The sequence below is a fragment of the Bacillus sp. AR8-1 genome, assembly GCF_008042345.1.
In the GTDB taxonomy this organism is placed as follows: domain Bacteria; phylum Bacillota; class Bacilli; order Bacillales; family Bacillaceae_G; genus Bacillus_A; species Bacillus_A cereus.
On sequence record NZ_QNUB01000013.1, the window covers coordinates 109,226 to 128,697 of the forward strand.

The following is a 19,472-nucleotide window of genomic DNA, read 5'->3' on the forward strand; positions in this document are numbered from 1 at the left end:
CATTATGAGTGTGTTGCTCATAATATCGGTTAATAATCATTGGGGATGGATAAAACCCCAATGATTCAAGTTTGATTTTATCGTAACAACTCTAAAGGTAGAGTGCAATAATGGAAGTTTTCCAATTTACGATATTTGTTTTGCTGTGGAACGAGAAAATAGTATTTCTAGCAAAATGGCCATTACAGATCCAAGAACGAGACCGTTACTTAAAAACGATGCTAGAAATGGTGGAAGTGTGGAATATGCTCCTGCTGGAACAAACATAACTCCGACTCCTGTGAAGATTGAAAGACCGGCTACTTTAAATAATTGTTCTTTATCCTGGACAGTTTCGTATTCTCGAAAGGCGAGGCCAATCATGCTTGCGAATACAGGATAAATAGCGGCATAACCAACTGCAACAGGGATTGCTGCAAAGAATGAAGTAATCTTTGGGAATATACTAACGACAATAATAAAGCTTGACCCTAATATAAAAGGGAGACGTTTATAAATATTAGTCGTTGCAATAAAACCTGCTGATCCAGAAATAGCGACAGGCCCAATAGCTGAAAACAGGCCACCTAGCAATTGGTTGATTCCTGTTATAATGCCGGCTTGTTTAAAACGATCTGATGCAGCATTTTCTTCATATTTAGAGACAACCTTTTGTACAACGCGAATACTTGCTAACATATTTGTTAGAAGTAAGAGTGTAACAAATATGACCGTAATTACCATATTCCATTCAACACGAGGCATGCCGAAAACAAATAAGGACGGAAAACGGATTATGTCTGTCACTGGTGTTATTGGATTAGATAATCCGAAGCATGCGAATAATATCCAGCCGCATATGATACTGAAAAGAACGGAATATTGTCCAATAATAGGTAGCTTCATGATGAAAAAGGATAGTAAAATAACAATGAGTGAAAGAATAAATACGTTAGGTTGTACTTCTGTATGTTTTCCATCAAGGCCAAACATTCCCTTTAAGAAGGAGCCACTGAGTTGCGCGACAAGAAGAAATAAATACGTTCCAATGACTGTCGGTGTAAAATAGCGAACGAGTTTATCAATAAGTCCAAAAACGCTAAGAATAATACAAATAATACCGCTTAATAAGAAAGCATATTGAAGAACTTTAAGTGTCTCATTGCTTGATCCAAATAATACGACGCCTAAACTTGCGTAAAGGGAGAAAATTCCCCACCAAAGGCCAGCAGGACCTTCTTGAATAGGAAGTTTATGCCCAAATATAGCTTGCAAGAGACCTGCAAAGCCTAGAACAAATAATGTTCTTTGTACGAATGCAATGGCTTCAGCGCCATCAAGACCATAACTAGTTGCGACACTAATTGGTACAATAAGGCTTCCAGCTAAAATAAATAGTGCCCATTGTAAGGCGGAAAGAAATGTCTTCATTATATCAACCTCTTTCATAGATTCCGTATCTAGTATATACGTATTTTATTTCCACTGGCAAAGATTGTAGATAGAGAAAAGAGTTGAAACACGGTATGAATGCACGTAAGCAATTATGGATAGCAGTTATATGTATGACTTTTGTTGTAATTCTAGGAACGATAGGATTTATGACAATTGAAGAGATTAGTTTGTTTCAAGCATTTTGGATGACGATGATTACTGTATTGACTGTTGGATACGGAGATGCTGTTCCTGTAACGCAAGCAGGGAAAGTATTTGCGCTCCTTATTATTCCTGTTGGTGTAGGTATTGTTACGTATGCAATTGGGGTAGTGGCAGCTATGATTATTGAAGGGAATTTATTTCATGCAGTACGGAGGAAGAAGATGGATAAACAAATAGCGCAGTTGAAAAATCATATTATAGTATGTGGTTGCGGTAGAGTGGGGCTTCAAGTTGTACATGAATTGCAAGAAAAGAACATTCCATTTGTCGTTGTTGATAAAGATGAAAGTATATTGGAGCAGGAAAAGCTTTTATTTGTACATGGAGATGCAACGGAAGATCAAGTATTACATAATGCCGGAATTTTAAAAGCAGCTGGTTTAGTTGCTATTGTTGCAAATGATGCCGAAAATGTATTTATTACATTAACAGCAAGAGGATTAAACGATACGATTAAAATTGTGGCGAGATCTGAAAAGCCAGAAACTGAAGAGAAATTAAGGCGTGCTGGTGCAAATAAGGTTATTAATCCATCTAGTATGGCAGGTATTCATATAGCAAAAGGTATTGCAAATCCATTAACCGTTCATTATATTGATACAGTGTTGTATGGAGTAGAACAGTCATTTGTCATTGAAGAAATTCTAGTTGGCAAAGATTCAATACTAGTCGGTAAATCGTTACTAGAGAGTAATGTAAGGAATCAGTTTGATGTAACGATATTAGCGATTTCAAGAAATGGTAATATTATACATAATCCAACAGGGCAGGAAAAACTACAAGAACATGATATGATAATAGTATTTGGTTCAGTAGAGAAACTGGGACAATTTGAGAAAGAATTACAAAGTACGAGGTGATAAGGAATGCAAATATCTAGTGACAAGATTTTAAATAAAATGGCGAATGAAATTGCGAAGGCAAAAAGTAGCGAAGGACAAAAGTCAAAAGAACATTTATTAGTTGTGCGTGCTTTATGCGATTTACTATTAGATGAACAGGTTGAATCTTCTACGTATAGGGAGCCGCAAATTCAATCGCAAGTAATTGGATCACAGCCTATAACAACAGTTCAACCAGTTATACCAGTTTCTGGAGAACCTGTGTATATAAAAGAAGAAGGTGCAAATGGTAATTCTTTATTTGATTTTTAAGAATTAAATCGTTTGGCTTATATGAAAAAATTGCTTATGATAAAGGTAAAAAAGGGGAATTAAGATGAAAATTTTCTTTTTACTAGGTTGTATTGCAGCGGGGCTATCTGTTGCGTTAGGGGCCTTTGGAGCACACGGTTTAGAAAATAAAATTTCTGCGAAAATGTTAGAAGTTTGGAAAACAGGCGTTACATATCAGATGTTTCATGCAGGTGGATTATTCGTAGTTGCTTTATTGATGGATAAGGTTCAATCATCACTTTTAACTACTGCTGGTTGGCTAATGGTAGCTGGGATTATTATGTTCTCAGGTAGTTTGTATGCATTAAGTACGACAGGCATTAAGTTCTTTGGCCCAATTACACCTCTTGGTGGTGTAGCGTTTATTGTGGCGTGGATTCTAGTAGGGACTGCAGTTGTAAAAGGATTATAAAAAACAAAAGCTGGCATTTGCCAGCTTTTTTTATGGTCTTGGAGTATAAGTTGCTTGTTGACTAGGTAAATACGTAATTTCTTCTGGAAATTCTACGTAATCTAAGTAGATCATTAATAGTAAATAGCGTTTTCCTGATTGCGGTTCACTAATAACGATATGGTCACGGCCGGCTGCTTCAATAATACCTGTATAAGATTGTGTACCAAGGGAACTGCCACGTTCATAAGTCATTACAACTGTAGCTTGCTTACCTTTGTTTAAACGAAGGATATTTTCAATATAGGATTGCTCTAGAGGTAACATGCCTTGAGAAATTGCATATTGAGCTTGCGCAGCTTGAGCTGTTTGTTGTTGCATTGCTTGCTGTTGTTGTTGAGTCATTTGTTGTGGTTGGACATAAGTTCCAGATGGTTGATAAAAACCTGTTCCATAGTACGGATTTTGTTGCTGTGCCATTCAAAAATCCCTCCTCATTTTCATCTCTTAATATACGCTAGGACAGTCTTCACCAGATGGTTGGAAGAAGCAGTGCTTTTTGAAGCGACCAGAGTTTTGTTGGTTATACCAAGTTGGTGGACAAGGACCTTCAGGTCTAAAGAACCATAAGGCAAAGTTAGCGGGCCAAAAACGTTGTCCTTGAATAGTTCGCCTTGCTAAGGCGATATCTTGTTCACGGGCTCTTTGATAAAAATATCCTTTTTGTGTTGCCTCAAAACCACCAGGATTTTGATACACCATTTGACGTAAATTACGAATACTTTTAAAGTCTAAACAATTTCCGCGGACACGATTTACCCCAACGTTTCCGACCATTAACATTCCTTGTTGCCCTTCTCCTTCGGCTTCAGCACGCATCAGTCTAGCTAACAACTTTACATCTGCTTCGTTATAAGCAATAACACCCATTATGTGTCACCTCTCTTTTTGTAATACCTTTTGGAAAGAGGTTTATTTCTAGATGAAGTGTGGAACAATTACTAGTTCATACGTATGAGAAAAAGGACTCAGATATGACAACCAAACGAAGTTTTACATTGAGAGAGGAAAATAAAAAAAGCTAGCGTGAGCTAGCTTTTCATCATTAAAATACTTTAGACCATAAGTTTGAGAAGAAATCTCCAATAGAGCGCATTGTTAGCACAAACCAATTTGCTTTTTCAACTTCCTCTGTTGTTTTTGCAGTAACTTTCATACTTTTACTACCGTCTAAGAAACCATATTTATCAGTTGATGCTAAAGTAATTGAGCCTACTTTAGCATCTTTCTTAACAGGAGCAACTAAATGTCCATCTTCAGCAAGAGATTTATCTAATTCAGTCCCAATTTTATAAGGATCTTTGCTACCTTTTTTCGCAATTACTGTTATTTCTTTTTCAGGTGCAACCGTTACTTGATCTTCTTTCCCTTTTACTACAGAGATTGTGTTATTTTTATCAACCTTGAGCTTTTGTTTTTCGAAGTTATTAAATCCATATTCGATTAATTCACGAGATTCTGTGAAGCGCTCGTCCATTGATTTCGTTTTAATAATAACCGAGATAAGACGTAAATCACCGCGTTTCGCAGTAATAGTAAATCCATATCCAGCTGTATCAGAACTTCCTGTTTTTAAACCATCAGTACCTTCATAAGCGAAGGCAGCTCCTGGTAACATCCAGTTCCAGTTTTCCATACGAATTGGTTTTGGATGATTGTCTGGGAAGTTTCTAAATCTTTGTTTTGTATCCTCTAGCATTTCTGGATACTTTGTAATCATTACTTTTGAAAGTATACCCATATCGCGAGCTGACATAGAGTTTTCTGCATTTGGATCAGTACCCTCGGGATGTTTCCCTTTTAAGTCAGCGTTATTTAAACCAGTAGCGTTTACAAATTTATATTTCTTTAACCCTAGTTTTTTTGCATGTTCATTTGCAAGATTTAAGAAGTTTTTCTCACTTCCTGCAAGTAGCTCTGCTAAAGCAATACTAGACCCGTTTGCAGAAAAGATAACAATAGAATGATATAATTCTTTTACAGTATATTGACGTCCTTTCTCAAATGGTACGTTAGAGAATTCATTATTACGTGAGACTTCATAAGCGTAATCGGAAATATTTACTTTCGTATCCCAAGTAATTTTCCCTTCTTTAATTGCTTCTAAAACAGCGTAAACAACAATTAATTTTGACATACTAGCAATAGCTAGCAGTTCGTCTGGGTTTTGTTCATGCAGTATTTTCCCTGTATCTGCATCAAATAGAAGTGCAGCAGCAGCTTCTATTTGTATTTTTTCTTCCGCATGGGATGTTGTTACTCCTAAGGAAGAAATTGACAATAGAAGCGCTAGTAAAATAGACAAGATTTTCTTCATATAAATTATCACCTTCGCATCGTTATTAGCATATAGCTCGTACCATTTTAGCATGAATTTGGATATAGAAAAGTTATAATTTTGTAAGGAATTTGTCGGTTTTTGTTCGAATTTGCGGGAAAAAGGAGTTTTTTGAAGAGAAATATAGAGGGAAATAAAAAAAGGAACGAATTTCGTCCCTTTTTCAATATTATATGTGTAAAAATTTCTCTACTTTTTCGTCTGGTAAGATGTTTCCAACGAAGAATGTTCCGAATTCACCATAACGAGCACTTACTTCATCAAATCGCATTTCATATATAAGTTTCTTAAATTGAAGAACATCGTCAGCGAATAATGTTACGCCCCACTCGAAATCATCGAATCCAACAGATCCTGAAATAACTTGGCGTACTTTCCCTGCGTATTGGCGACCAATCTTGCTGTGACTGTACATCATTTTTTTACGCTCTTCCATAGGAAGCATGTACCAGTTGTCATCACCTTGGCGACGCTTATCCATTGGATAGAAGCAAATATGATTTGCTTTCGGTAATTCAGGATATAAGCGAGCTAAAATTTGTGGATTTTGATATGGATCCTCATCAGCTGGAAGGTAGTTGCTTAGTTCAACAACAGATACGTAAGAATATGCAGGAACCATATATTCAGCTAATGTTGTTTTATTCAATTCTGTCTCAATTTCATTTAACTCTTCCATTGTTGGACGTAAAATCATAAGCATAATATCAGCTTTTTGACCAACAACTGTATACATTGCGTGACTACCTTTTTTCGCAGTAGCTACTTCGTTCCATTTTTCAACGACATTTAAAAATTCAGACACTGCTTGTCCGCGTTCGTCGCTAGATAATGTTTTCCATGCAGCCCAATCAATAGAACGTAAATCATGTAAACAATACCAGCCATCTAACGTTGTTGTTGCTTCACTCATTCTATTCACCTCAGTTAATGATAGTTTTACACGTTAACTATAGCATATATAGTTTTAAAATCATCTATATAAAACCTTGGCGCATAAAATTGTCACATTTAAGTGTTTAAGCGAGGTGAATTTAACGGCTGAATTTTATGAAAATATAATCATTTTTATTTTATCTATTTTTTGGGAGCTATAAGTTTAAAATATAGAAGAAAAGAAGTATTCTTAAAGATAGAGTTTTTTAACATATGTAGGAGGGTTTATTCGTGAGCAACTTATTTACAACAGTAAAAGAAAAAGTTCAAGGAAAAGGCATTTCTATCGTACTTCCTGAAGGAACTGATGAAAGAATTTTAGGCGCTGCAGAGCGTTTAGCAAAAGAAGAGTTAGTAAAACCAATCTTAGTTGGTAATAAGGAAGAAATTAGCGCAAAAGCTGCTAGCATGAATTTAACATTAGCAGGCGTTGATATTTACGACCCAGCTACATACGCAGAAATGGATGCAATGGTAGCATCTTTCGTTGAACGCCGTAAAGGTAAAGCAACTGAAGAAGACGCTCGCAAAATCCTTAAAGACGAAAACTACTTCGGTACAATGCTTGTATACATGGGCAAAGCACACGGTTTAGTAAGTGGTGCAGCTCACTCTACAGCTGATACAGTTCGTCCGGCACTTCAAATTATTAAAACAAAACCAGGCGTTACAAAAACTTCTGGCGTATTCATCATGGTACGTGAAGAAGAGAAATATGTATTCGCTGATTGCGCAATTAACATTGTACCAAACAGCCAAGATTTAGCTGAAATCGGTATCGAAAGTGCGAAAACTGCTGAGTTATTCGGCATTGATCCACGCGTTGCTATGTTAAGCTTCTCTACAAAAGGTTCTGCGAAATCTCCAGAAACAGAAAAAGTTGTAGAAGCAACTCGCATTGCAAAAGAAATGGCTCCTGAGTTAACTTTAGATGGAGAATTCCAATTCGATGCTGCATTCGTACCATCTGTAGCTGAGAAAAAAGCTCCAGGTTCTACAATTAAAGGTGATGCTAACGTATTCGTATTCCCAAGCTTAGAAGCTGGTAATATCGGCTACAAAATCGCTCAACGTTTAGGTAACTTCGAAGCAGTAGGACCAATCTTACAAGGCCTAAACATGCCTGTAAATGACCTATCTCGTGGATGTAACGAAGAAGAAGTGTACAAGTTAGCTTTAATTACAGCAGCTCAAGCACTTTAATTCTAAAATGAATTAGTATGGAAAATGACCACCCTAAGGGTGGTCATTTTTATTTTTCTAAGCCAAGTGCTTTATTATTACGATCAATAATACGTTGTAAATTCGTCTCATATAAAGGAATCTCATCTATTGTTAATTGAGATGGTGTTAACTTTGGAGCGAATTGCTGCAATGTTTTTAAAAGACGCATCATTAAATCTTGTACTGTAATGGTTTCGCCAAGTAATTCTGAGAGTGAGGCCATTGTACTTGGTACAATTTCAGGGTACGTAAAGCGTGTTTCTTTTCCTTGAATTGCTAGGTTGTAGAAATCACGAACGAGTGCGGCACGCTCAGAGCCACTTCCGGTAGCACAGAGATAAATTTGGACAGCGACACCGCCGCGAATACGACGTTGTGAAATACCAGCGAATTTTTGATCGCGAATACTTAAGTCATAACTACCAGGACAGTAAGAGCCAACAATTTCTTTTGCCTCGATAGTAACGTTGTAATCCTTTAACATCTCCTTAATTAAATGCCACATCGTATCGTATCCAAGATCAATATCGATACCTTTTTCTGTTTCTTGGAATAAAAGTGATACGTTTAAAACACCTTCATCAAGCACGACTGCAAGCCCGCCAGAATTACGAACAATAACATTGAAGTTGTGTTGTTTTAAAAAAGAAATACCTTCTTCTAAATGCGGAAGGCGTGAATCTTGAATGCCAAGGACAATTGTATTGTGATGAACCCAAGAACGCATTGTTGCGGATGACTTGCCATTTCCAATGCTTGTGCATAATGTGTCATCCATTGCGAATGACTGAAGTGCATGGAATGTTGGTCCCAAACTAGACTGATCTACAATGCGCCACTCTGGCTGAGATAAAATGGAACGGGAATTGCTCATATAACTAACCCCTTATCTTTAAAATGACAATCTCTATTATAGCAAAAAATGAAGAATGGAGTTTTCTCACATATAAAGGGGGAGCTTAAAGGTGAAATAATAAAAAGGATGCATTACATGCATCCTTTTTATTCTGCAATTTTTTCTAAATTACCGTTTCGGTCCATTCGGAAAGATGTTTGAGAACGTTCTTCGTCATCCATGACTGCCAATTTACGAGCTCGGTTCATAATGTTCATAAGTGTTTCGTAATCTTCTTGTACAGTATGAGATTGCTTTTCTAACTTTTCTAGTTTCTTTTCTAGTTCCTCATTCCGAAGGATTTGTGCTTTAATTTCTTGTTTCAATCTCGTATTCTCGTTTTCAAGAGCTGTCACTTTTATATTTGAAGATCCGACTGTTTGTAAAAAATAAATAACATCTTGCATTGTCATAGAGCTTCTTGCAGCAGGAGCAGTAGATTCTTGATATGGAATAGCTTCTTTATATTGTACGATTGATTCCTCTTGTACTAATTCTTCATAATCAGTTATCGAATCTGAAGCTGGTGGTGTATAAAGTAAACGTTTTTTCGCTTGTTCACCGCTTGCAGCACGCATTTTATCTTTACGATGTTTTTTTGCTAGTTGAAGAGCTTGTTCATAGCTATAGCGAACGACAGCATTCCAGCGGAAACCACAAGCAGCAGATGTACGATTTAACTGATCTCCTACTTCCTCAAATGCATTTAATTGCGTACTTCCTTCTCGAACATGACGAAGTACCGTTTCAGCAAGTAATAAATCATCCTCATCTGTCCAAGCATCTTGTCTTACTTTCATAGATTCAACTCCCTTTCTTTTTATGAACTTCCTATTTTTATAATGGGCAAAAAAATAAACTTTTATACAAAGCTTTTAAAAATATGGTAGATTTCGATGAAAGGTAAAAATTTTCCCATGAATGGTGAGCGCTTCTGTAGGAGAGCATATAAATATGTAGCATTATGTAGAGAATAGGCTTTGTAGGGAAACTTGCAACGAGCTTCAAAGAGCGGTAAAATACCATTTAGTGTTTATTTTTAAACGTACTTGAGAAAAGTTTAAAATAGAGGAAGTGTTATATAATGGGAAACGAATTTCGCGTGTGCGATGACTGTCAGGCAACGAACGTTAAAACGTTAGTTCCGAAGTTAAAAAAAGTAGATTCATGTGCAACGATTGAAGTTGGATGTCAGTCTTACTGTGGTCCTGGTCGTAAAAAATCATTCGCATTTGTAAATAACCGTCCAGTTGCGGCTCCAACAGAAGATGAGTTAATCGTAAAAATTGAAGCAAAGTTAAATAAGTAAGAAAAAGAAGAGTGAAAAGATTACTCTTCTTTTTTTATGCCCATAAGAGGAAAGATTTATTCTGCGAAAGTACTCTTGTGTGGACGAACGTTTTCTAAAGGATGGATATAACTTTTGTATTAAAGTTCCAATTTATATAAATTTATATTTCAAAATAATGGTTGACAGTCTTTTAAAGCGATAGGTAGAATAGAAGTGTCTGATTCTGAGAATCATTATCAGGAAAATAACAATTCACCTAATTTTTTTATTACTATTTGAGAATAAATTTCATTTTAATAAATATATGTTGTTGGTTAGGATGGTTGAGGGATGGAAGCGAGCGCAAGCAGTATAGAACAGCAAGAAGAGAATGTTAAAGAGATTAAGAGCAGACCGCTCATCGCTTCTATTATTTTAGTAGCGGGTACAATTTTGTTAGCTTTAAGCATGGCAGTTTCTATTTCTTTTGGGGCTGCAGATATTAGTTTAAAGACTGTATGGCAAGCTGTATTTCAGTTTGATGGATCTATTACACATCATAATGTAATTCAAGAGCTTCGCATGCCTAGAGCAATAGGGGGCGTAGTTGCAGGTGCCTTTTTAGCGGTATCAGGAGCAATTATGCAAGGTATGACGAGAAATCCACTTGCTTCACCATCGTTAATGGGGATTACAGATGGGGCTGTATTTGGAATTGCAATTATGTATGCATTTTTCCCTAATTCACCTTATTTACTGTTTGTTATCGCATCTTTTATTGGAGCTGCGTTTGGTGCAAGCATTGTATATGGAATTGGGTCTTCTTCACCAGGTGGATTAACACCTGTGAAATTAGCTTTAGCAGGTGCAGCTATTAGTGCTTTATTAGGGGCAATTTCATCTGGAATCGCATTGTATTTCAATCTTGCCCAAGAGGTGAGCATGTGGAATGCAGGCGGAGTTGCTGGAGTGAAATGGCAAAGCATTAATATGTTAGTGCCAATTGGCCTTGTTTGCCTTTTTATCGCAATTATGATGTCGAGATATATTACAATTTTGAGCTTCGGTGAAGAAATTGCAATTGGACTTGGTCAAAATACGACATTAATTAAATTTATCGGAACAGTACTTGTTCTTGTTTTAACGGGTTCCGCAGTTTCCATGGCAGGATCAGTAGGGTTTGTTGGTCTTGTAATCCCGCATATGACTCGTTTCCTTGTAGGCTCGGACTATAGATGGGTTATTCCATGTTCTGCGGTCTTAGGCGGGCTGTTAATTGAATGTGCAGATATGTTATCTCGCGTTATTAACCCGCCATTTGAAACGCCAATTGGAGCAATTACAGCGCTAATTGGGGTTCCATTCTTCCTCTACTTAGCACGTAATGAAGGGAGAGGAAAGATGTGAGGACGAGTGTCTTAACAAAAAAGAACATTTCTATATTAACGATTTTAGTAGGACTAATCGTTTCTATATTTCTTATTAGTTTAAATACAGGAACTTTTAAAATACCCCCAATGGACGTATTAAAGTCATTGGTTGGACTAGGGGCTGAAGATCAGTCTGTTATTTTATTTGAATTCCGTATGCCGCGTATGGTAATTGCTATACTAGTCGGATCTGCTTTAGCTATGTCAGGTGCGATTTTGCAAGGTTTATCACGAAATCCACTTGCTGATCCAGGTATTATAGGGATTAATGCTGGAGCGGGATTAACAGTTGTTATATTCGTCTACTTCTTCTTCGGGAAAGTAGGGACTGGTACATTTTTATCTGTATTCATTCTTCCATTTTTCGCACTAGTTGGAGCGATATTAGCAGCGGTAATTATTTATTTATTAGCATGGAAAGACGGCGTTTCATCGACTCGATTAATACTAGTCGGTATTGCCGTTGCAGCTGGATTTGGAGCTGTTAGTTTAATTTTCTCTATGAAGATGACATCTAACGATTTTCGTTTTGCTACGATTTGGCTGGCGGGAAGTCTATGGGGTACAGATTGGAAATTCGTATTAAGTGTACTTCCATGGATGGTTATTTTCTTACCGCTTGCTATAAGTAAAGCACACATATTAAATGTAATGAACCTAGGCGATTCTACAGCAGTTGGCCTTGGTGTAAATGTAGAAAAAGAAAGACGTAAATTATTATTTATTGCAGTTTGTTTAGCGGGTGCATCTGTTGCTGTTGCCGGTGGAATTGGCTTTATCGGTTTAATGGCCCCGCATTTAGCAAGGCGCCTTGTTGGTGGCAAACATCAAATCATGTTGCCCACAGCTGCGCTAATAGGAACGTTTTTACTTTTATTCGCAGACGTAATTTCAAGAAGTGTACTAACAACTTCAGAAATACCAGTCGGTCTTGTTATTTCTGTAATTGGTGCACCGTATTTCATTTATTTACTTATGAGGACAAAATAAAGGGAGGCTTTTCGTATGGCAACTTTAGCGGTTGATGCGGTATCTGTTGGCTATAATGAAGGTTTAATTATTGATGGATTAACAGTTGAAATTCCGGAAGGGAAAATTACAACAATTATTGGGCCAAATGGTTGTGGGAAGTCCACATTATTAAAAACGGCGTCTCGTATTTTGAAGGCAAAACAAGGTACTGTTTATCTTGACGGAAAAGCAATTGAGAAACAGCCAACGAAAGAAATTGCAAAGAAAATGGCGATTTTACCACAAACTGCAGAAGTACCAACGGGTCTTACTGTATTTGAGCTTGTGTCATACGGAAGATTCCCTCATCAAAAAGGGTTTGGCACGTTGAAAGAAGAGGATTATCGCTACATTAACTGGGCACTTGAAGTGACAGGAATGAAAGAATTTGCGAATCGTCCAGCAGAAGCGCTATCTGGTGGTCAACGTCAACGTGTTTGGATTGCAATGGCTCTTGCACAAGGAACAGAATTACTTGTATTGGATGAACCAACAACGTACTTAGATATGGCTCATCAATTAGAAGTATTAAACTTATTGAAAAAGTTAAATGAAGAAGAAGGTAGAACGATTGTTATGGTTATCCATGACTTAAACCACGCTTCTCGTTTCTCAGATCATATGATTGCATTAAAAGCAGGTAAGTTAATGAAACAAGGAACACCAGATGAAGTTATGACAAGTGAAACACTTCGTAACGTATTTGAGATTGAAGCTCAAATCGTTCCATGTCCAGTAAACTGTAAGCCAATTTGCTTAACATATGATTTAGCGATGATTAGTAATCAATTGCGTAAAAAAGCTTAAGTAGAACCCCCTCGTGAAGAGGGGGGACTTCTAATGGACGTTGAGCTTCTTATATAAGAATGGGAAGTTGAACGCCCGTTAGAATGGGGTATTAACAACAATTAATAAAAATATATTGATTAATTGTTATCTTCGTTTCTTATAGTTCATTGCAACTTATAAGATAAATACAGCTAGAAGGAGTGGGAACATGAAGAATTTTAAAATGGCACTATTAGCAATGGTATTAGTTGTGACTTCTGTACTATTTGCTGCTTGTTCTAACAAAGAAGAAGAAAAGAAAGCAGATGCAAAGACTGAAGAGCGCACTGTAAAACATGCAAAAGGGGAAATTAAAATTCCTGCAAACCCAAAGAAAATTGCTGACCTTAGTGGTTCAACAGAAGAATTATTAATTTTCGGTATGAAACCGGTTATTACTGCTAATACATCTCAAGAAAAAATTGATGCACATATTGAAAAGAAACTAAAAGACGTTAAACCAGTTGGTTCTGCTTGGGGCGATAAAATTAACATCGAAGCAGTAGCTGCTGCAAAACCAGATTTAATTCTTGTAAATAATCGTCAAGAAAAGATTTATGATCAATTATCTAAAATTGCACCAACAGTTATGTTAAACACTCCATTAGATCAATGGCGTCCAAAATTCGAAGAAGTAGGTCAAATCTTCGGTAAAGAAAAAGAAACAAAAGAATGGTTCAAAAAGTATGATGAAAAAGCAAGCAAATTACATGACAAAATCGTCGCTAAAACTGGTGAAGCAACATTCATGAAAATGGCTGCGTATCCAAATGCTTTCCGCGTATACGGTGACTACGGTTACGGTAGCGTAATCTTTAATGATTTAAAACTACCAGCAGTTAAAGGTACACCAACTGATAAACCACTAGTACAAGTACAAAAAGAAGCTTTAATCGATTACAACCCAGATTACTTATTCGTATTTACAACTGGTGACGGTTCTCAGCGCTTAAAAGAATTCCAAGAAGAATCAATTTGGAAAAACATGAACGCTGTTAAAAACAACCACGTATTCACAATTAAAAATGAAGACTTAAACAAAGGTTACTTCCCATTAGGGAAAGATATGATCTTAGACGAAGTTGCTGAATTCGTTTTAGGTAAATAATGTATAAAGGAAATCACTTTTACTTCGGTAAAGGTGATTTTTTCTTTTTATAAAGGTAATTAATACAGTCTTTCATTTCTTTCTGTTTCTCATTTCGTTTATAATATAAAGTAAGAATGTAGTAAAGAAAGGGGGATGTCGGAAAGTGGTATATTTAAACGACAAACTCAGCGAAACAAAAGTGTTTAAAGACCCAGTACATAAATATGTGCACGTGCGTGATCGTGTTATTTGGGATTTAATCGGAACGAAAGAATTTCAACGCTTGCGCCGTATTAAGCAGCTTGGAACGACATTTTTTACATTTCACGGTGCAGAGCATAGTCGCTTTACTCATTCGTTAGGTGTATACGAAATTATTCGTCGTATGATTGATGATGTGTTTGATGGCAGACCAAATTGGAATGCTGAAGATAGATTGTTATGTTTATGTGCGGCATTACTTCATGATGTCGGTCACGGCCCATTTTCTCACTCGTTTGAAAAAGTATTTTCATTAGATCATGAGAAATTTACGCAAAAGATTATTGTTGGCAATACGGAGATTAATGATGTATTAAGTCGTGTTGATAAGGAGTTTCCACAAAAGGTAGCAGATGTAATTGCAAAAACGTCTACTAATAAATTAGCAATTAGTATGATTTCGAGCCAAATTGATGCGGATCGTATGGATTATTTATTAAGAGATGCTTATTTTACAGGCGTAAAGTATGGAAACTTCGATATGGAACGTATACTGCGTGTAATGCGCCCGTATGGGGATCAAGTAGTCATTAAAAATAGTGGTATGCATGCTGTTGAGCATTACATTATGAGTCGTTATCAAATGTATTGGCAAGTATATTTCCATCCGGTAACGCGAAGTGCAGAAGTTATTTTAACGAAGATTTTACACCGTGCTAAATCATTGCACGAGAAGTATTATACATTTAAAAATCATCCTGTTCATTTCTATTCTTTATTTGAAGAAGAAGTAACAGTAGAGGATTATTTAAAGTTAGACGAGAACGTTATGTATTACTACTTCCAAGTATGGCAGGAAGAAGAAGATCCAATTTTAAGCGATCTATGCCGCCGTTTTATGAATCGAAATCTATTTAAATATGTAGAGTTTACAGATAAACACGGTTTAGATAATTGGATGGAATTAAGTAGTTTATTTAAAAAGATTGGACTTGATCCGGAGTATTATTTAGTAGTTGATTCAACATCAGACTTACCGTATGACTTTTACCGTGCAGGAGAAGAAGAAGAGCGTTTGCCAATCCTACTTCTTATGCCAAACGGAGAGCTTAGAGAGCTTTCACGTGAATCGGATATTGTTGAGGCGATTACAGGTAAGAAAAGAACGGACCAAAAGCTATTCTATCCACATGATTTAATCTATGAAGATGGAAGAAAAGGAAAATATAAAGAGAGAATTATTGAGTTGTTAGAAGGAAAGAAATAAGAAGCAGCTAGTGGCTGCTTCTTATGAAAAACTTGAAATTATTTGTCGCTTAAGCGTTTTCCGCCAACTGCATAATGATTCTTAGACATTTCTTCGATGAAAACAACGATGTTTTCTTCAGGAGCACCAGTTGTTTCGCTTACTGCTGCTGTTACTTTCTCAGCAAGAGCTTTCTTTTGTTCTTCTGTGCGTCCTTCTAGCATTTTCACTGTTACGTATGGCATGTACAATCGCTCCTTTTATGTAAGTTACACTCTTATTATAGCGGATTATGGGGAAGAACAATCGAAAAAACAAATAATTTCTTTTTTTGACATATGGAAGAGGAGATGAAGTATGGATCAGTTATTTAGATATCCATTGCACGAAATTCCGTTGGTAGCAATGGCGATTATTATTGCATTATCCGTTCATGAATTTGCACATGCATATGTTGCATATAAATTTGGGGACGATACAGCAAAGAGACAAGGGCGTTTAACGTTATCACCGATGGCTCATTTAGACCCTATCGGTTTGATTGCAGTATTAATTCTTGGATTCGGTTGGGCAAGACCGGTTCCTGTTAACCCATATAACTTTAAAAGACCGCGTCTTGCAGGCATATTAGTTTCAATTGCAGGGCCGATTAGTAACTTAATTTTAAGTGCAATTGGTTTAATTATTTTGTATAGCTTAGCAGTATTTGGAGTGTTAGATGCAGTTCCAGTTGCAGTAGCTGAAACATTAGGAAAGTTTTTTGAGCTCTTTATTATGTTAAATATTGTTTTACTTGTATTTAATTTATTACCGATCCCGCCACTTGATGGGTATCGTGTAGTGGAAGATTTAGCACCAGCAAATATTCGCGCGAAAATGACACAGTATGAAAAATATGGAGCGATTGCGTTATTAATTCTCGTTATTACACCGCTTAGTAATTACACAATTCAACCTATTTTCCAGGTAGTTATTCCGCATGTATTAATGTTTTTACAAAGTATCATTGCGCCTATTTTTGGCCTTTTATAATTTTTAAGTGAGGAGGATTTTACATATGACAGAGAAAAAGAAAAAAATCGGTTTTAATATTGTGAAAAATGATTCAACAGATGGACATGGTGGATTTGGTGTTGGGGCATTAAGCCTAGAAAACATTTCACCTGTATTTGTTGATGTACTAGAGAAAACCGCATTCGTTGATATCGGTGCGATGCATGCGCGTAGTACAGTAGAAAAAGGTATTAAGTTTTTAACAAATAAAGATGAAGTTCCAAACGGAAAACCATTTTGGCTTGTTTGGGTAACGATTGAAAGAACTGCAACTGGTGCTTATTACGCAGGTGTAACAGCTTGTGAAATGACAGTAGACCGTGAAATTCGTCGCGGATATAAATCACTTCCAGAACACGTAAACAAAATGGATAAATCAATGAAGCGTCACATTATGGTTGACCATATGGATGAATCATCTAAAAAAGTACTTGGTACGTTCTTGAAAGAACATAATGAAGCGATTTGGAACGAATCTAGTGAAGAATTGCGCCTTGCATTATTAAGTGAATAAAAAATAGCTGACGGATGCCCGTCAGCTATTTTTTTTACCAAGGAAGATATTTTTTCCACCAACTTGTTTTTTTCTTTTCTTCAGTCGTTTTTTCAAATTCTTCTTTATCATCGACGTGATCCATACAATATTCAGTCGGTTCGGTACCTTTAGCGAAATACATTTTCACAGAAATAGGACAATTTTTTGTAGCAATTTTACCGTTCTCTGGGTTGATATTAACCGCTACGACGTCACCTGGTTGTTTAAATTCTTTTTTGGGCTGTCCATCTAAGCCTTTCTCCATCGTATCAGTCCATATTTTCTTCGCATATCCTTGTTCTGCTACGTTTGAAATAGATTTAGGTTGATCATATCCGACCCATACACCTGTTACGATTTGCGGAGTAAATCCGATCATCCAACTATCCGTTTCAGTAGAACCAGATTTTCCGGCATATGTTCTTGATAATTTTGATAACATCGATTGGCCAGTTACAGCAGCATAACTGCTTAGTTTCTTATTAAACATACCGGTCATCATTTCTTCCATTACAAACGCTTTGCTCTTGTCGAGAACTTGTTTACTCTCTAAATGAGCATCGTATAATATATTTCCTTCATGATCCATAATGCGGCGAATGAAAGTAGGTTTTACTTCTTTTCCACCGTTTGCGAACATGCTATAAGCGTTAACCATTTCAATTGGTTTTACGGGTGATGTGCCGAGAGCTAGAGAAGGCACATCTTTTAATGCACTTGTAATTCCAAATTGTTTTGCTGTTTTTGCGAGTGCGTCATCTCCTAAAAATAAATTCGTTTTTACAGCATATATGTTATCAGAGACTGCGAGAGCTTGTGCCATCGTTACAAAATCATCTGCATAATAATCTTTATAGTTTTTTGGTTTATACTTTGAAACGCCGTCACCTAAAGTAAATACAGTATATTCGCTTTTTAAGCGCGTAGCAGGCGTGAATCCTCGTTCTAATGCTGCATAATATAGAAATGGCTTAAATGTAGAACCAGGCTGACGAACGGCTTGTGTAGCCCTGTTAAATTGACTCGTAGTATAATCAGTTCCGCCAACAAGAGCAGCCACTTCACCTGTCGTTGGATTCATAGAGACGAGAGCAGTTTGTATGTTTGTTGTGTCAGGTATATGATCTTTTACAGCTTGCTCTGCTACAGCTTGTAGTTTAGGGTCTAGCGTTGTATAAATTCGCAAGCCACCCCGTTGTAAAGCTTGTTCGTCTAATCCAACATCACGAAGAAGCGAAGCTTGTACAGCATCTTGGAAATATGGTGCGACCTCTGCTACTTTTTTCGTATCTAATGAGGCAAAAGTTAGTGGCTCTTTCTTCGCTAAGGCTGCTTGTTGCTTCGTAATATATCCTTGTTCGACCATTTCATCTAATATGAGAGCTTGTCGTCCTTTAGCACGATCCTCTTTCAAAAAGGGAGAATAGACACTTGGCCCTTTCGGGATACCTGCGAGCATACTAGCTTCTGCTAATGTTAAATCTTTTGCTGTTTTATCGAAATATAGACGGGACGCAGCTTCGATTCCATAAGCGCCATGTCCGTAATAAATTGTATTTAAATATCCTTCTAAAATATGATTTTTATTATAGTTTACTTCAAGGCGGACAGTGTACATTGCCTCTAATAATTTCCGTTTCCACGTTTTATCATGATCTAAATACAGATTACGCGCGTATTGTTGTGTAATTGTACTAGCTCCTTGTACCTTTGCCATCGCTTTTAAATCAGCAACAATTGCACCTGCAATCCGTTTCACATCGAAGCCGTGATGTTTATAAAATCTTTGATCTTCAATAGAAAGGGTCGCCTCTTTTACATAAGGTGAAATTTCATTAAGAGAGACATTGTAACGTTTTTGAATTTCATTACTTTGTCCAATAACAGTATCATCGTTTGCGTAAAAGACGCTTGTTTGTGGGACCGCAACAGGAGGAGGTCCCATAATTTTTGCAACTATAATAATAACAAAAAAAGAAAAAACGAAGAAAAGGACGCAAGAAAACATTGCGGTGAAGAAAAGACGTTTATATTTTTTAAGTTTTGGATTCATAGTCTGATCCATCTTTTTTCAGCCCCTCATTAATACAAGCGTTATTGTATTAGTATTGAGGGTTTTCATTTATTTTAAACAATGAAATTTCGAAAATA

Annotated in this window: 21 protein-coding genes; 12 read left to right on the top strand and 9 right to left on the bottom strand. The window is 36.6% G+C overall.

Annotation, left to right across the window (positions count from 1 at the left end; all coding sequences use genetic code 11):
• Window positions 1-126 precede the first annotated feature (126 nt).
• Window positions 127-1,410 (bottom strand): purine/pyrimidine permease, encoded by a 1,284-nt coding sequence (locus DN400_RS08530; RefSeq protein ID WP_000847031.1) that lies wholly within the window; start codon window positions 1,408-1,410, stop codon window positions 127-129.
• A gap of 95 nt (window positions 1,411-1,505) precedes the next feature.
• Here DN400_RS08530 and DN400_RS08535 point away from each other — a divergent pair, with 95 nt between their 5' ends.
• The 3 genes from DN400_RS08535 (at window position 1,506) to DN400_RS08545 (ending at window position 3,225) form a co-directional block, all read left to right on the top strand.
• Complete coding sequence (locus DN400_RS08535; protein ID WP_000993985.1) at window positions 1,506-2,498, top strand: potassium channel family protein; 993 nt, start codon at window positions 1,506-1,508, stop codon at window positions 2,496-2,498.
• A gap of 6 nt (window positions 2,499-2,504) precedes the next feature.
• Window positions 2,505-2,792 (top strand): YwdI family protein, encoded by a 288-nt coding sequence (locus tag DN400_RS08540; protein ID WP_001167346.1) that lies wholly within the window; start codon window positions 2,505-2,507, stop codon window positions 2,790-2,792.
• A 64-nt stretch (window positions 2,793-2,856) separates the two neighbouring features.
• Entirely contained in the window at window positions 2,857-3,225 is a 369-nt protein-coding gene (locus DN400_RS08545) for a DUF423 domain-containing protein (RefSeq protein WP_000688315.1), read from the top strand.
• A gap of 30 nt (window positions 3,226-3,255) precedes the next feature.
• Here DN400_RS08545 and gerQ read toward each other — a convergent pair whose 3' ends face one another.
• The 4 genes from gerQ to hemQ all read right to left on the bottom strand — a co-directional run bounded on the left by gerQ (window position 3,256) and on the right by hemQ (window position 6,515).
• Window positions 3,256-3,684: a spore coat protein GerQ gene (gene gerQ / locus DN400_RS08550; RefSeq protein ID WP_000068652.1), complete on the bottom strand. Its 429-nt coding sequence runs from the start codon at window positions 3,682-3,684 to the stop codon at window positions 3,256-3,258.
• Between the two features lie 27 nt (window positions 3,685-3,711).
• A complete protein-coding gene (gene cwlJ / locus DN400_RS08555) occupies window positions 3,712-4,134 on the bottom strand; it encodes a cell wall hydrolase CwlJ (protein ID WP_000538155.1) in 423 nt (140 codons plus the stop codon).
• Between the two features lie 175 nt (window positions 4,135-4,309).
• On the bottom strand, window positions 4,310-5,581 hold the full coding sequence (locus tag DN400_RS08560; protein WP_000722847.1) for a serine hydrolase: 1,272 nt from the start codon (window positions 5,579-5,581) through the stop codon (window positions 4,310-4,312).
• A gap of 190 nt (window positions 5,582-5,771) precedes the next feature.
• Window positions 5,772-6,515, bottom strand: coding sequence for a hydrogen peroxide-dependent heme synthase (hemQ, locus tag DN400_RS08565; protein ID WP_001287595.1), 744 nt, complete (start codon window positions 6,513-6,515; stop codon window positions 5,772-5,774).
• Between the two features lie 254 nt (window positions 6,516-6,769).
• Between hemQ and pta the strand changes: the two genes are divergently transcribed.
• Entirely contained in the window at window positions 6,770-7,741 is a 972-nt protein-coding gene (pta, locus tag DN400_RS08570; protein ID WP_098907778.1) for a phosphate acetyltransferase, read from the top strand.
• 49 nt (window positions 7,742-7,790) lie between these two features.
• Here pta and lipL read toward each other — a convergent pair whose 3' ends face one another.
• Entirely contained in the window at window positions 7,791-8,636 is an 846-nt protein-coding gene (gene lipL / locus DN400_RS08575; RefSeq protein WP_071713922.1) for an octanoyl-[GcvH]:protein N-octanoyltransferase, read from the bottom strand.
• Between the two features lie 128 nt (window positions 8,637-8,764).
• Window positions 8,765-9,457 carry an RsfA family transcriptional regulator gene (locus DN400_RS08580; RefSeq protein ID WP_000868358.1) on the bottom strand — a complete coding sequence of 231 codons (693 nt, stop codon included), beginning with the start codon at window positions 9,455-9,457 and terminating at the stop codon, window positions 8,765-8,767.
• A gap of 284 nt (window positions 9,458-9,741) precedes the next feature.
• On the opposite strand from DN400_RS08580, the gene DN400_RS08585 reads away from it, so the two are divergent.
• The 6 genes from DN400_RS08585 to DN400_RS08610 all read left to right on the top strand — a co-directional run bounded on the left by DN400_RS08585 (window position 9,742) and on the right by DN400_RS08610 (window position 15,754).
• Entirely contained in the window at window positions 9,742-9,966 is a 225-nt protein-coding gene (locus DN400_RS08585; RefSeq protein WP_000526079.1) for a YuzB family protein, read from the top strand.
• 312 nt (window positions 9,967-10,278) lie between these two features.
• A complete protein-coding gene (locus tag DN400_RS08590; RefSeq protein WP_029443687.1) occupies window positions 10,279-11,334 on the top strand; it encodes a FecCD family ABC transporter permease in 1,056 nt (351 codons plus the stop codon).
• The gene (locus DN400_RS08595) at window positions 11,331-12,347 is read left to right on the top strand and encodes a FecCD family ABC transporter permease (RefSeq protein ID WP_001260757.1); all 1,017 of its coding nucleotides are present in this window, start codon (window positions 11,331-11,333) and stop codon (window positions 12,345-12,347) included. Before DN400_RS08590 ends, DN400_RS08595 begins: the two co-directional genes overlap by 4 nt.
• Window positions 12,348-12,362: 15 nt before the next feature.
• On the top strand, window positions 12,363-13,175 hold the full coding sequence (locus tag DN400_RS08600) for an ABC transporter ATP-binding protein (protein ID WP_000212068.1): 813 nt from the start codon (window positions 12,363-12,365) through the stop codon (window positions 13,173-13,175).
• Window positions 13,176-13,365: 190 nt separating this feature from the next.
• The gene (locus tag DN400_RS08605) at window positions 13,366-14,304 is read left to right on the top strand and encodes an ABC transporter substrate-binding protein (RefSeq protein WP_000787724.1); all 939 of its coding nucleotides are present in this window, start codon (window positions 13,366-13,368) and stop codon (window positions 14,302-14,304) included.
• Between the two features lie 145 nt (window positions 14,305-14,449).
• Window positions 14,450-15,754: an HD domain-containing protein gene (locus tag DN400_RS08610; RefSeq protein ID WP_000262741.1), complete on the top strand. Its 1,305-nt coding sequence runs from the start codon at window positions 14,450-14,452 to the stop codon at window positions 15,752-15,754.
• Window positions 15,755-15,792: 38 nt separating this feature from the next.
• On the opposite strand, the gene DN400_RS08615 is transcribed toward DN400_RS08610, so the two are convergent.
• Window positions 15,793-15,978: a 2-hydroxymuconate tautomerase gene (locus DN400_RS08615; RefSeq protein WP_001147171.1), complete on the bottom strand. Its 186-nt coding sequence runs from the start codon at window positions 15,976-15,978 to the stop codon at window positions 15,793-15,795.
• A gap of 112 nt (window positions 15,979-16,090) precedes the next feature.
• Between DN400_RS08615 and DN400_RS08620 the strand changes: the two genes are divergently transcribed.
• Complete coding sequence (locus DN400_RS08620; RefSeq protein WP_000372443.1) at window positions 16,091-16,765, top strand: site-2 protease family protein; 675 nt, start codon at window positions 16,091-16,093, stop codon at window positions 16,763-16,765.
• 25 nt (window positions 16,766-16,790) lie between these two features.
• Window positions 16,791-17,300 carry a YwhD family protein gene (locus DN400_RS08625; protein WP_000136682.1) on the top strand — a complete coding sequence of 170 codons (510 nt, stop codon included), beginning with the start codon at window positions 16,791-16,793 and terminating at the stop codon, window positions 17,298-17,300.
• A gap of 34 nt (window positions 17,301-17,334) precedes the next feature.
• Here DN400_RS08625 and DN400_RS08630 read toward each other — a convergent pair whose 3' ends face one another.
• The gene (locus DN400_RS08630) at window positions 17,335-19,386 is read right to left on the bottom strand and encodes a transglycosylase domain-containing protein (RefSeq protein WP_000372960.1); all 2,052 of its coding nucleotides are present in this window, start codon (window positions 19,384-19,386) and stop codon (window positions 17,335-17,337) included.
• Window positions 19,387-19,472: the final 86 nt, after the last annotated feature.